Source organism: Rhizobium sp. 18065, from assembly GCF_902706095.1.
Taxonomy (GTDB): domain Bacteria; phylum Pseudomonadota; class Alphaproteobacteria; order Rhizobiales; family Rhizobiaceae; genus Allorhizobium.
This window is the reverse complement of sequence record NZ_CACSJP010000001.1, coordinates 1,066,840-1,079,932: the sequence shown is the minus strand read 5'-3', so window position 1 is coordinate 1,079,932 and position 13,093 is coordinate 1,066,840. Positions and strand designations below refer to the sequence as shown.

The 13,093-nt window shown below is 54.4% G+C and carries 10 protein-coding genes and 1 pseudogene; 10 read left to right on the top strand and 1 reads right to left on the bottom strand.

Annotated features, from left to right (window positions below):
- Window positions 1-40: 40 nt before the first annotated feature.
- Genes GVK95_RS05180 through GVK95_RS05170 form a run of 3 tightly spaced genes read left to right on the top strand, consistent with a single transcriptional unit; the run spans window position 41 to window position 3,514 of the window.
- On the top strand, window positions 41-1,195 hold the full coding sequence (locus GVK95_RS05180) for a glycosyltransferase (protein WP_200844203.1): 1,155 nt from the start codon (window positions 41-43) through the stop codon (window positions 1,193-1,195).
- Between the two features lie 16 nt (window positions 1,196-1,211).
- Window positions 1,212-2,300 (top strand): UDP-N-acetylglucosamine 2-epimerase (non-hydrolyzing), encoded by a 1,089-nt coding sequence (wecB, locus tag GVK95_RS05175; RefSeq protein WP_200844202.1) that lies wholly within the window; start codon window positions 1,212-1,214, stop codon window positions 2,298-2,300.
- Window positions 2,297-3,514, top strand: a complete 1,218-nt coding sequence (locus GVK95_RS05170) for a glycosyltransferase family 4 protein (RefSeq protein WP_200844201.1) — start codon at window positions 2,297-2,299, stop codon at window positions 3,512-3,514. Before wecB ends, GVK95_RS05170 begins: the two co-directional genes overlap by 4 nt.
- A gap of 108 nt (window positions 3,515-3,622) precedes the next feature.
- On the opposite strand, the pseudogene GVK95_RS05165 reads toward GVK95_RS05170, so the two are convergent.
- Window positions 3,623-3,751 (bottom strand): annotated as a pseudogene (locus GVK95_RS05165) (IS3 family transposase); the annotation flags it as partial.
- Window positions 3,752-4,099: 348 nt separating this feature from the next.
- Here GVK95_RS05165 and GVK95_RS05160 point away from each other — a divergent pair.
- From GVK95_RS05160 to GVK95_RS05130, 7 genes are all read left to right on the top strand, one after another.
- A complete protein-coding gene (locus tag GVK95_RS05160; protein ID WP_159947171.1) occupies window positions 4,100-5,335 on the top strand; it encodes a lipopolysaccharide biosynthesis protein in 1,236 nt (411 codons plus the stop codon).
- Window positions 5,336-5,725: 390 nt separating this feature from the next.
- Window positions 5,726-7,789 carry a DCC1-like thiol-disulfide oxidoreductase family protein gene (locus tag GVK95_RS05155; protein WP_159947169.1) on the top strand — a complete coding sequence of 688 codons (2,064 nt, stop codon included), beginning with the start codon at window positions 5,726-5,728 and terminating at the stop codon, window positions 7,787-7,789.
- A 442-nt stretch (window positions 7,790-8,231) separates the two neighbouring features.
- Window positions 8,232-10,070 carry a hypothetical protein gene (locus tag GVK95_RS05150; protein WP_159947167.1) on the top strand — a complete coding sequence of 613 codons (1,839 nt, stop codon included), beginning with the start codon at window positions 8,232-8,234 and terminating at the stop codon, window positions 10,068-10,070.
- Window positions 10,067-10,759: a WbqC family protein gene (locus GVK95_RS05145; protein WP_159947165.1), complete on the top strand. Its 693-nt coding sequence runs from the start codon at window positions 10,067-10,069 to the stop codon at window positions 10,757-10,759. The genes GVK95_RS05150 and GVK95_RS05145 overlap by 4 nt, the downstream gene beginning before the upstream one ends.
- A complete protein-coding gene (locus tag GVK95_RS05140) occupies window positions 10,756-11,682 on the top strand; it encodes a glycosyltransferase family 2 protein (RefSeq protein ID WP_159947163.1) in 927 nt (308 codons plus the stop codon). Before GVK95_RS05145 ends, GVK95_RS05140 begins: the two co-directional genes overlap by 4 nt.
- Window positions 11,666-12,298, top strand: a complete 633-nt coding sequence (locus GVK95_RS05135; RefSeq protein ID WP_159947161.1) for a class I SAM-dependent methyltransferase — start codon at window positions 11,666-11,668, stop codon at window positions 12,296-12,298. The genes GVK95_RS05140 and GVK95_RS05135 overlap by 17 nt, the downstream gene beginning before the upstream one ends.
- Entirely contained in the window at window positions 12,298-12,963 is a 666-nt protein-coding gene (locus GVK95_RS05130) for an acetyltransferase (protein WP_159947159.1), read from the top strand. The genes GVK95_RS05135 and GVK95_RS05130 overlap by 1 nt, the downstream gene beginning before the upstream one ends.
- The last annotated feature ends 130 nt before the right edge of the window (window positions 12,964-13,093 follow it).

Here is a 13,093-nt window from a genome sequence, read left to right as displayed (position 1 = left end):
TACCGCCGAAATTTACCGGCAGCCTAACTGGAGACACATCTTGCCCACGACGCGCACGGCTGCTGACACCAATCCGGTGATTATTCACTTCACCACCGTGCATCCGCGCAGCGACACCCGCATCCGCATCAAGGAAGTAACCACGCTCGCGCGCGTCTGGCCAAAGCAAGTCGCGCTCTTTGTGCAGGACGGCAAAGGTGACGAGGTGGATGTAGGCAACGGATTCTCTGTGCACGACACAGGTGCCCCGGAGCGAGGCAGGCTTCGGCGCATGACTGTCGGCGCTTGGATAATGTATTCGGCAATCCGTACCGCACATCCGAAGATTGTGCACTTTCACGACCCTGAGCTTTTGCCCTGGGCTGCGCTTTTGCGGCTTTCCGGAATTCAGGTTATTTATGATGCGCATGAGGATCTGCCGGCTGCCACCTTGAGCAAGCCGTATATCAAGGCTGCTTTCAGAAAGCCTCTGGCTGCAGCTGTCGCTCTGGTTGAAGGCTTTTTTGCAAGGCTATGCACCAGGATTGTGGTTGCAACCCCCTCCATCGGCCAGAATTTTTCCAGGTTGAACCCGCGGCTTGTGCAGAACTTCCCCCTGCTCGGTGAGCTTCAGAGCGGCGATCTCGCCCAAGTCAGTCAGTCGCCGCGGCATTTCGCTTATGTCGGCGGGATCACGCGCATCCGCGCAGCGGTGGAGATGGTAAAGGCGATTGACCTCATTGCCGACGAGTCAATTCGGCTACAGATGGCCGGCACTTTTTCAGCTAGTCTTGGCCACGAACTTGAGCAGACCCGCGGTTGGAACCGTGTCGACCTTTACGGCTGGGCTGACAGAACAACGGTCTCGAGCATGCTGTCGCAATGCAGGGCGGGCCTCGTTCTCTACTACCCCGAACCAAACCATATACGTGCACAACCGAATAAACTGTTCGAATACATGTCCGCCAGTCTGCCGGTAATCGCTTCCGATTTTCCGCTCTGGCGCGAAATTGTCGATGGCGCGGGCTGCGGGCTTCTCGTCGATCCCAAAGATCCACAGGCGATCGCGGATGCTATGCAATGGATCATTGACCATCCTGCAGAAGCGGCCGAAATGGGTCGACGCGGTCGCCAAGGGATCGAACAGCGCTATAATTGGGAAGCAGAGAGCGAAAGCCTGATCGCTCTCTATCGAGATTTCTTGCCTGCCACCTGATACTGGAGACACTTTGATGCCGCAGATCCTAACCGTCATCGGCGCCCGACCGCAATTCATCAAGGCTGCTGCGGTCTCTCGCCAGATTGCCGAAACTCAGGGGCTTGATGAAATACTGGTCCATACGGGGCAGCATTATGACGCCAACATGTCCGATGTCTTTTTCGACGAGTTGGAGATACCGCGACCAGCGCATCATCTTGGGATTGCCGGTGGTGGACACGGTGCTATGACCGGGGGAATGCTCGCAGCCATTGAAACATTGATGCTTGACGTGCGTCCCGACATCGTGATGGTCTATGGAGACACCAATTCCACCCTTGCCGGCGCACTCGCGGCAGCAAAGCTGCACATCCCGGTCGCGCATGTCGAAGCAGGGCTACGCAGTTTCAACAAGCGCATGCCGGAAGAAATCAACCGTATATTGACAGACCAATGTTCGGACCTGCTGTTCACGCCGACGGCAACAGCCACACAGAATTTGTTGCGCGAAGGCGTTCAAAAAGCGCACATCGTGGAGTGCGGCGACGTGATGTTCGATGCTGCGCTGCATTTCGGAAGGAAGGCTGAAGCCGGTCAGGCTGGTCCGTCCCGTTTCGGGCTCACGCCCCGACAATATGTGTTGGCAACGGTTCATCGCCAGGAAAACACGGATGACCCAACACGTCTTGCCGCCATTCTCGATGGATTGGCAGCGGTGGCCCGTGATCTACAGGTCGTGCTCCCCCTGCATCCGCGTACACGCGCCCGGATCGACGCGGCAAATCTTACCGACAGACTGGAAGCGCTCCACATTATCGAACCCGTTGGTTATCTCGATATGGTCGCGCTCGAGAAGAATGCTGCCGTGGTCGCGACCGATTCAGGTGGTGTGCAAAAGGAGGCGTTCTTCTATGAAGTTCCCTGCATCACCCTGCGCGACGAAACCGAATGGGTGGAACTGGTCGAGGCAGGCTGGAACCGCCTGGTCATCCCAAATGATCCGGCAGCGATCCATCAGGCAATTCTGCAGGCCCGAGGAACACGGGGGGCGGACATTGCGCCGTACGGCAGCGGAAATGCCTCCGCGATTATCGTGGACAGGCTTGAAGGGATGCTGCGTTGAGCCGCATCTGGTTGATAAACCCCTATTCTTCGACACCGTCTACAGGGATGGGCGGGCGGCACCACTACCTGGCAAAGGAACTTGCCTGTCTTGGACACGAGGTAACGCTGGTGGCCGCGCGACGGCATCACCTGCTGCGTCAGGATGTGAACACCGAAACACTGCCGGCGGAAGAAATTGTCGACGGCTACCGCTTTGTCCGGATCGATGTGCCCCGCTACTTCCATGCGCACGACAAGCGGCGAATCCTGGCTTGGTTCGTTTTTGCGGCACGGTTGCTCGGACTGCGCCGACGGCTAGGCGAGAAGCCAGACGCAGTGCTCTATTCGTCGCCACATCCGGTGGGATATCTGGCAGCGGAAAGGCTCGCGCGGGGCTGCGGGGCGCGGCTGGTGTTCGAGGTTCGCGACATATGGCCACTCACCTTAGCCGAGGTCGGTGGTCATAGTCCACGCCATCCCTTTATCCGCATGCTGCAATGGATCGAAGATCGCGCCTACAAGAATTCCGACAGAGTGGTTTCAAATCTAGAAGGTGCTGTAGGGCACATGGAATCGCGCGGGATGGACGGCAGAAAGTTTGCCTGGGTGTCAAACGGCATCGCTCTTGATGAAGTTGCAAGTCCTGTCCCTTTGCCCGCGGCGGTCGCGGCGCAAATCCCTACGCAGGGCTTGCGTATTGCCTACACCGGCACACTCGGAGCAGCAAATGCATTGGAGACACTACTCGAAGCGGCAGCACTGCTACATGATTTACCAGACGTGCATTTTCTTCTGGTCGGGCAAGGCCGTGAACGCGCCCTTCTGGAATCAAGGCGAGACGAACTCGGTCTGAACAATGTGCATTTTCTAAACGGCGTGCCGAAAACGCAGGTCCAGTCTGTGCTGGGCGCTTGCGACGCATGTTACATCGGCTGGCTGAATTCTCCACTCTATCGATGGGGAATTGCGGCCAATAAGATTCCTGAATATCTGTTTTCAGGAAAGCCCATTGTTCATAGTTTTAGCGGCGGAAGCGATCCCGTCGTGAAATTCGACTGCGGTATCACTGTGTCCGCAGAAAACCCACAGGCCCTTGCCGACGCCATTCGGCGTCTCTATGCGATGCCCGAGGAAGAACGTCGGCGAATGGGCGAAAATGGCCGTAAAGCAGCATTGGAACATTACGATTACGCCCAGCATGCCCGGCTGCTTGAGCAGGTTTTGCTGGGATGAGGGCGCGCTAGCGCCACACAATGGTGCCGACTGAAATATGACCTGTGAGCCTCACGACGACATGGAACTGAACCGCGTCAGCTTGGCCGAATGGCCATTTGGTTTAAGTTAAGCGGCCATGGCTGGTTCGTCCGGCTTGGCGTGGTACCGTTCTGCAGCTTCGGCTGGTGGTATGTTACCGATAGGCTCCAGAAGACGACTGTGGTTGAACCAGTCGACCCATTCCAGTGTGGCGAACCCACTTAGCAAAACGCCAGAAGCTGTTCAGACAAACCGAACCACCTCTGGACATGTCGCTTCGCGTTTATTTGCCTCGACATGTTCCACAACCCGAAACGCCGATCACCACAGCAGAAACGCGATCCTTTCGCTGGTCGAAAGACGAAGGCTACAGAAATTCGATTCTGTTGTTCTGGTAGGTTCGAGGGTCTTCACTGAGTACACTAGTGGCTTATATCGATTTGCCATATGCGCCCGTTTTGGATAATCAACGCCAGCGCGGATCCTTGCATTGGGGCGGTTGCGCCGACGCAAGTCATTCCCGACGACGGCCTCCCTATGGCCTGAACAGCAAAGGCGGCCAGTTTGACCGGTGAACGTAGAACCTACTGGCGCGCAGTCCTGCTGGTGTTTTCAGGCACCGCTGCGGCGCAGGTCATCCCGATCCTGGGTTCGCTGATCATTGCGCGACTGTTCATTCCAGCCGAGTTCGGGATGTTCATGACCTGGTTCGGACTGGTGCAAATCGGAGCTGTTCTGTCGACCGGACGATTTGAAACTGCCTTACCGCTGGAAGAGAATGGCGCGCCGAGAGCGCAGGCCGCAAGCTCCGCCCTGATAACGGCTGCAGTCATTTTAAGTGTCGTCACGATAGTCGCTGCATGCCTATGGCCGCTTTTATTGCCGTATCTGGCTGACGTACCTACCGCACTTATTGTGCTTTTCATCCCCGCCGTTGGAGCAGCAGCGAGCGTGCTCATCCTCCAATCATGGGCGGCTTCAGAGGGTCAGTTCCGGGCGCTTTCCGCGATGCGGATCACGCAGGCAGCCATCGTTACGGGGCTGCAAATCGCTGTTGGCTTCATTCAGCCCACCGCGGGCACACTCGCCCAGGCGCAGCTGGCTGGTGTCGTCTGCGGCGCCTTGCTGATGGCGTGGAAACTGCGACCGCCCCGGCTTGCCGATGGGCGCAAAACACTTTTCAACTTCTGGAAACGCTACAGGCGCTTTCCGATTTATGCACTGCCGGCCGGTACGGTGAATACGGCAGCGGCACAGCTTCCGCTTATCCTCATGTCACACCGTTTCGGCGCCGACGTAGCCGGCTTTGTCGCCATGGCCTTCCGGATGCTGGGCGCGCCGATCTCGCTGCTCGGCTCGGCTGTGCTGGATGTTTTCAAGCGCCGTGCATCGGAAAGCTGGCGGGCAACCGGCTCCTGTCGCGGCCCTTATCTCGAGACTTTGACTGTCCTTTCTGCCGGCTCCTTGGCGGTAACCATCGCGTTTTGGCTGGTCGGAGTGGACCTGTTTGTGTTCGCCTTCGGACCAGAATGGGCCGAGGCCGGCAGGGTAGCCTTGATCCTGCTCCCGCTATTTGCAATGCGCTTTGTCAGCAGCCCCCTGAGCTACACTTTCTTTATCGCAGAGAAACAACCGGTCGATCTTATCTGGCAGGTTTGCCTGTTCGTGATGACAGTTGTAACACTCACCACCTTTGCAACATACCAGAACGCGCTTGCCGCCTACGCTCTGGGCTATGGCCTGATGTATGCGGTGTATCTCTACCTGTCCTTCCGATTCAGCGGAGGCCGACCTCGTTGAATGGTGGGTGAAATAGAGCCAAGATTGCGAACGTGAGACATAAACCCGATCAAGCCGATGGGCAGACCAATCCGTCTCATTGCATCGCCATCACAGGTGCGGCAATCTGATCCGCTTTTCGGTGCACAAGGCAAACTTGGCTGGGGCGCCAGGATTCCCAGCTAAGAAATTTCCGCCTTTGCAAGCCCCTGAGAAGATTATTAATTCCTGATCACCTAATATGCAATTACGACAGTCTTTTACGACAATCCGTGACGACAGTCCGGTGTTATTTTCGGCAGGGCCCAAAGTTGCGGAATCCAGCCATGCATCTTTGGTTGGATGAGTTCTTGACCAACAACGTAGGGAGTTGCCATATGTCAGATGGAAAATGGAATTGAGGCCACTGTCTTGTCCGATACCTTTATTCGCAGTACTCACAGCCGACAGTCCTGGCCAATGCGAAATACAATCCTGTGCTTAGCTTTGCTATCTGCAGTGGCAGCGGCAGCCTTGTCAGCCACTTGGATATTCGGCGCGACCCGCTGGCATGGCGCGAGACTTGTAGTCTTTTTTCTGATGCTTGGAGCTGCGATCGGTGTAATGGGGCTACCTTCAGTAGGAGCCGCCGTAACAGCAGCACTGAACAAAATCGCCGCAGCATTGGAACAGCGAGGATCTTTTCATTCCAACGCCGTTGCTGAGGCACCTAAGTTTGCCTTAATACGCATTGCCTTCGGCACGCTTCTGACAATCCGTGCTCTTTGGCTCATCTATTATATGTCTTATTCTGATTGGGCTGACTGGCATGTCGCAATACCCGCCATTTCTGCTGCGGCTTGCGGACTGCTAGTCACGATTGGCTTTTTCACACAACCGACGCTTATCTTCTTGATGTTGTTCCAGTGGCATATAGGTGACGCGTTTCTGGCTTCTACTACGCTCGGGAACGATGTCGCCGCAGCGTTCTCACTCCTGCTTATATTCGCCAATGCCGGTGCCCATCTGTCTTTCGACAGTCAGCTTAGGCGAAGCAGGCTGCGCCTCGGGTCGATTATCTCTGCGACTTATTACCGTGACGGACTTCCCTCGACGGCGACATTGCAGATTGCAAAACTCGTCTCGCTTTCCGCCTACTGGTGCGTGTGCCTCTACTCCCTGGGAATTCATCTAGGTGAGCCGGCATGGATGCAAGGCTATGCTGGGGCCCAACTTCTCGCCAATGAATTTATGTCGCGTTTTGGGAGTGAGTTCGCGCAATTATTCTCATCTAGCACATTCGCTGTCGTGATGAGTCGCTTTGCTTTATGGGCAATGTTGCCTTGGTATCTTCTTCTACTTCCCTGTGTGCTGATTGGGGGCTTGTTTCGGACCTATGCGATCACTTGGGGGTTGCTATTCTTTTTACTCAGCTGCGCTGTCCTCAGGCTTGGCTGGCTGGCGGAATTCGAATTCCTCTTTTTTGCGGCTCTCTTCTGGAGCAGGGCATTTCTTGCTGGCGGCAATCGGTTGCAAGTGGCTTATGATGATCGATGCAATCTTTGCGATCGCACAATTCAATTCATCAAATTTGTTGATGTCTTTGGGCGAGTACAAATGCGACCGCTCTCGAAGAATGAGGCTTGGCTCAGGTCCGTTGGAATCGACCCCGCTGACGCACAAAAAGACCTTTATGGATACAAATCCGGATCATCGACGGCCCCAAGTAAAGGATACGATTTTTATCTACTTTTGACTAGGGACGTACTTTTGCTGTTGCCTCTATACCCAGTGCTTTTGATTGGGTCGTTTCTCGGCGGAAGGTCCGTGTACCGATTTGTCGCAGATCGCCGCACGGCGATGTTCGGTGTTTGCCAGATCCCTTCATCGAAGCGAGAGTACAGTTATACAACATCAGAGGGTGCACCGCCCGTTAGCATCAAATCGGGCGATATCATCGGCCCAGTGTTCATCCAGTTGGTTGGATTAGCAATTGCTTACGTCGTTACGATTCCCACTCCGTACCTTTTCATGACGGCCCCGCAGCCGGTGCAAAGTGTCCTCGGATTTGCGAAGCCGTTAGCCAATGCGGCTCATATTTATGGCATTACTCCTATCAACGTATTCAACCGCACCGACTTAGCCATGGCGGAGAATTGGTTCACAATCAGTGCAATAGCAGCGGATGGAAGCGAGCGCCTTCTTCCTATCCTGAATGAGAAAGGACAACGGCTGGAGGCGCACCGCTCCGACAGGATCTATTTCGGTAACACGCTTAAATTTCGACGCGCAGTCATAGGCACGGACAAATGCGAGTACCTTAACTACCAAAAGATGATGACCTATCTGGTTGCATCAGTGTCCGATGAGCAAGGCTCTTACCTCTATCGACAATATCACCAGCCGTTAGCAAGCCCGGTAGACATCAACGCGGGCACGTACATTCAGCGCCCCTCCCACATGGTTTGCGAGATAGTGTTCAATTACACACGTTAGTCTCGCATGATCTCTGCTTCCGCACGCACCGTCGACATTTCTCTGCGCCCGCGACAGTGAGACGAAAGGATCCCGATCGCCAGCGCGACAGGCTAACTGTCGCCGCGGGTTGAAAGGCTTGCTCAACTGCTGTTGCCTTGAAGTCGTCAGACCAGAACCGCCTCGATCACCCGCATCAATCCAAGGCTAGCCGCAGGCCTGTAAATTGATCCTCACATTCAGAGAAGTCCAATGTGCCAGATACCAAGCCCAGCATCACCAGGGGCCGATGGAGTCTATTTGCTGCTTACGCCCCCCCCGCCGGACAGTTGAAACAAAAGCAGCGCTCTAGATGGAAGCGCTCTTGAATCGTACAAGAACTTAGCTAAGAACCACTTATAACCAACCCGTGCCGAGGCCGCTCGTTAGAGGGCGCCTCTTGATGAGCAGGGAGCACTCCCAAATGGCACTGAGTGAAAAACATGACGGCGCGCTAGCCGTAAGCTCCCGTCATGCGATGATCGCCCTAAGCTCATTGACAGCAATGCTGATTCTTGCGTGGGTGCTTAAATACAGTTCCTATGGCATTGATTTCACAGATGAAGGATTTTATCTGGCGTCGATCTCAAATCCGTTCCTGTACGATTTTTCGGTTACACAATTCGGATTTGTCTATCATCCCCTGCATCTTCTGCTTGGCGGGGATATCGCGGCCTTGAGGCAAGCCAATATACTCGCTACTTTTTTTCTGGCTTGGGGACTGACGCATACACTCCTTGGCGCCATAGCACCTGAAGCCAGGGCAGATGGCGCCGCATTTCACACTGTGGCTGTCGCATTGGCGACAAGCGTGTTGGTCGCCTTCAACTTGTGGCTTCTAACTCCGAGTTACCAAAGTCTGGCGCTTCAGTCCCTGCTGTTGACCAGCATTGGCTTGCTCATGCTTGAGAGAGAATGGCACTCCAGAAGTTTTGCAGGCGCTGTAATGACTGGCATGGGAGGCTGGCTGGCCTTCATGGCCAAGCCGAGCACCGCTGCTGCATTAGCCGCATGCGCACTTCTGTATATTCTGGCCTGCAAGAAGATGAGCCCTCGTCTGCTTGCTATCATGGTCGCCAGTGCCGTCATCCCCCTCATACTCAGCGCCATTGCAATCGACGGGTCACTCTGGAAATTTGCAGAGCGGCTGCAGCTAGGGCTCGAATATGGTCAAGCTATCGGTGGCGGCCACGCATTCAGCAAGCTGCTGCGCATCGATACTTTTGCGCTAACCACCAAGGGCACACTCCTTGTCCTCACCGTGTTTGCCATGGCCTTTCTTTCGGTCTGGGGCTTTCTGTCAGGACGTACGACAGGCATGGCAATATCACTGATCGGCGTAGTTGGCTTTTCTCTGCCGACAGCCCTCATTATCTTTGATCAGCTTCCCAGCGTCTCAGGGCTAGGACGATTTCAAGGATTGTCGTTACTCGGTGTGTTATGCGCTGCGACGCTCTCGGGACTTATGCTAGGCAAACAAAAATTCCTGGGAGGCCTATCCGCCGCCCAATGGGGCGTTGCGAGCCTGCTTTTGATAACCCCACATATGTATGCATTTGGAACCAACCGAAATTACTGGGAAAGCGGAGTTCAGGCGGGCCTCTTTTGGCTTCTCTCCGGTTTTGTGCTGCTCGGTCCAGTTGCCCGTGAGCGCTCGACATGGGCATTTGCGCTCCCGCTCGTCTTGGCTTCCCAAGCTCTAACCGTCATGCTTCTTCAATCAGCCCTAGAGCATCCGTATCGCCAGCCTCAATCCATCAGGAGCCAGGATGCAATTGTCCCAATTGGGCCTCAGAAATCTCAACTCACGGTTTCCAAGGACTACGCCTTCTACATATCGAATGCCGTACTAACTGCGAACGGCGGCGGTTTCGTACCTGGCATCCCCGTCATAGATCTTTCTGGCCAATCTCCAACGCTCCTCTATGCCATCGGCGCCAAAAACATTGGAGCTGCGTGGCTGATCGGCGGCTATCCCGGCAGTTCGAAGTACGCGAAGGCAGTATTGGGCCGCGTCTCGTGTGAAAAAATCTCCGAGGCTTGGCTTCTGGTAGAGCCTACAGGGCCGCGGAGTATCCCGACAGACCTGTTGGCAGATCTGGGAGCGGCGTTTCCACAAAATTACCAGTTGGCAGCCTCCTGGAATACCGCTCAAGGGGCTGGCGGCTATGCTACGAGTCGAATTCAGAATCTCTATCGACCGAAAAATCCGGCCGGTACTCTAAGATTATGCAACTCCCTGCGAGAGAAGGCCGCCGAATGAAACGGGTAGCTATCGTCCAGTCAAACTACATTCCCTGGAAGGGGTATTTTGACATGATCGCGTCAGTGGACGAGTTTATACTTTACGACGACATGCAATACACACGGCGCGACTGGCGAAACCGGAACCAAATTAAGACTCCTCAAGGCGTGCAATGGCTCACGGTACCCGTGCGGGTCAAAGGAAAATACCACCAAAAAATCCGCGAGACAGAAATTGAAGGCTCCGAATGGGCAGCCACCCACTGGAGGTCGCTTGTGCAGAACTATCGTCGCGCACCCCACTTTGATGAAATCGCCGATTGGCTGGAGCCACTCTATCTTCGCGAGCCGCCAAGTCACCTGTCCCAGCTCAATCGACAGATGATTGAAGCTATATGCAGCTACCTTGCGATCAAAACCGTGATTTCCAATTCTTGGGACTACGAGTTGGTTGAGGGTAAAACGCGGCGGCTGGCATCTCTGTGCCTGCAATCAGGTGGCACCGACTATGTCTCTGGACCCGCAGCTCAAGACTACATGAATGAAGAGGAATTCAAGGAGCTTGGGTTGGATATCAAATGGTTTGACTATTCCGGCTATCCAGAATACCCGCAGCTCTGGGGTCAGTTCACGCACGGCGTCACGATACTTGATCTGCTTTTCAACTGCGGACGAGAATCACGACGTTACATGAGATACGCGATATGAAGCTATCAATCGTAGCAACGCTCTACCGTTCAGCTCCCTACATCGCCGAGTTCCATGAACGCGCCACAATCGCTGCGCAACAAATGGCAGGCGACGACTACGAGATTGTCTTGGTGAATGACGGCTCTCCGGATGGCAGCCTGGACATCGCTGTCAAGCTTGCGGATAGCGATGACCGTGTCGTTGTCGTCGACCTATCTCGCAATTTTGGGCACCACAAAGCGATGATGACCGGCCTCTCGCATGCCAAGGGTGAATGCGTTTTTCTTATCGATAGCGACCTTGAGGAAGAACCGGAATGGCTTACCAACTTCCATCAGCAAATGATGGCGGAAAATGCCGATGTGGTCTACGGCGTTCAGGAACGGCGAAAGGGGAACTGGTTTGAGCGCTGGAGCGGCCAATGGTTTTATCGCCTGCTAAAGCTGCTTGCCGGTTTCGCTCCGCCTCAAAATGTTGTTACGGCTCGCGTTATGACTCGCCGCTATGTCGATGCGCTGTTGCAGCATCAAGAGCGGGAGGTGTTCATGGCCGGCCTATGGCACATCACCGGCTTCACGCAGTCAGCTCGAAAAGTGAAAAAGCACAACACGAGCGAGACGACATACACATTCCGTAAAAAGATGTCGATACTCGTCAATTCGGTAACATCGTTTAGCAACGCACCCCTCATCAGCATATTCTACATAGGATTCTCCATATCGTTATTTGCGATGATATACATCGCTTACATAGTGTTGCAGCGGCTATTCTGGTCCATGCCCGTTGGCGGTTGGACGTCCGTTATGGCTTCCATATGGCTTCTTGGAGGGTTGATAATTTCGTTTATCGGCGTAGTCGGCATATATCTCGCAAAGATTTTCTCCGAAACCAAACAGCGCCCCTATACAATCGTGAGACACATCTATGGTCGGAATAAATAATGACATCCTGACGGATGTAGCGAGTTACTACGCCCGCCGCATCGAGGAACACGGCCAGACACCGGCGGGTGTAGACTGGAACAGTCAGGCCGGCCAGATCATGCGCTTCGATCAGCTGTTGAAAGTAGTTGATCCTCTGCAACCGTATTCCATTGCGGATATAGGTTGCGGTTACGGAGCTCTGCTCGACCACATAAGGCAGCTGGGTCAGACTGTCCGGTACACCGGTATCGACATCGCTGCGCCCATGATTGAAGAAGCAAACAAACGATTTGCCGGGGCTGAGGATGTGACATTCAAACTCGACAAATCTCCCGGTGAAGTCTTCGACTATTGCGTCGCTTCCGGCATATTCAATGTCCGCTTTTCTCTTACGGACCAAGAGTGGCTCGCCTATCTCATCGAAACACTCGACATGATGTATGCCAATAGCCTGCGGGGTTTTTCGTTTAACTGCCTGACGTCGTATTCCGACGCAGACCGCATGCGGAAAGACCTGTACTACGCCGATCCGCTTCATCTTTTTGACCTCTGCAAGCGGCGATATTCGCGCCAAGTGGCCATACTGCACGATTACGAGCTATACGAGTTCACCATGATAGTGAGGAAAACGTGATGGCAAAAAAGCTTGTAGTATTCGGTACCGGCGATATCGCGCAACTTGCGCATTATTATTTTCGCCACGACAGCGAGTATGAGGTCGTCGCATTTACAGTGGACCGGTCCTATCTGACCTCAACCGAATTTTGCGGCCTGCCAGTTGTTGCCTTCGAAGATCTTATCGACGCATATCCACCGGCTGGCCATGAACTCTTCGTCGCGATCAGCTACGCCAAGCTGAACTCAACACGCAGACAGAAGTTCGAAGCGGCACAAGCCCTTGGATACGGTCTTGCGAGCTACATCAGCTCGAAGGCGACCGTATTAAACGAGCATGCCATCGGTCGCAACTGCTTCATTCTCGAAGACAACACCATTCAGCCATTCTGCCAGATTGGTGACAACGTCACCTTGTGGAGTGGAAACCACATAGGGCACCACTCGCATATTGGCAGCCACACCTTTATCTCGTCGCATGTCGTCGTCTCCGGTGGCGTCAAGATTGGCGAGCAATGCTTCATAGGGGTGAACGCGACGCTACGTGACCATGTCACCATAGGCGACAAATGCGTTATCGGTGCAGGAGCGCTCATCCTGTCGGATGCGGAAACGAATGGCGTGTATGTCTCGGCAGAAACCGAGCGCTCGCGTGTTCCAAGCAATCGTTTGAGGTCGATATAGGATTCCAGCGCGGTCGAAAAGAGTACGTGGGCGCCGGTTTGCATTACGTGTAGTGTCAACGGTCAGCCGCCGTTTGAAAAACGCCAAACCAATCCTCGCATCCGCCGGGCAATACGCCCGTTATTCGGTG

Excerpts from the sequence above, each read along its gene's own strand:
- wecB (WP_200844202.1), top strand. The coding sequence starts at position 1,212 with ATGCCGCAGATCCTAACCGTCATCGGCGCCCGACCGCAATTCATCAAG.
- GVK95_RS05150 (WP_159947167.1), top strand. The coding sequence starts at position 8,232 with ATGGCACTGAGTGAAAAACATGACGGCGCGCTAGCCGTAAGCTCCCGT.
- GVK95_RS05145 (WP_159947165.1), top strand. The coding sequence starts at position 10,067 with ATGAAACGGGTAGCTATCGTCCAGTCAAACTACATTCCCTGGAAGGGG.
- GVK95_RS05140 (WP_159947163.1), top strand. The coding sequence starts at position 10,756 with ATGAAGCTATCAATCGTAGCAACGCTCTACCGTTCAGCTCCCTACATC.
- GVK95_RS05135 (WP_159947161.1), top strand. The coding sequence starts at position 11,666 with ATGGTCGGAATAAATAATGACATCCTGACGGATGTAGCGAGTTACTAC.
- GVK95_RS05130 (WP_159947159.1), top strand. The coding sequence starts at position 12,298 with ATGGCAAAAAAGCTTGTAGTATTCGGTACCGGCGATATCGCGCAACTT.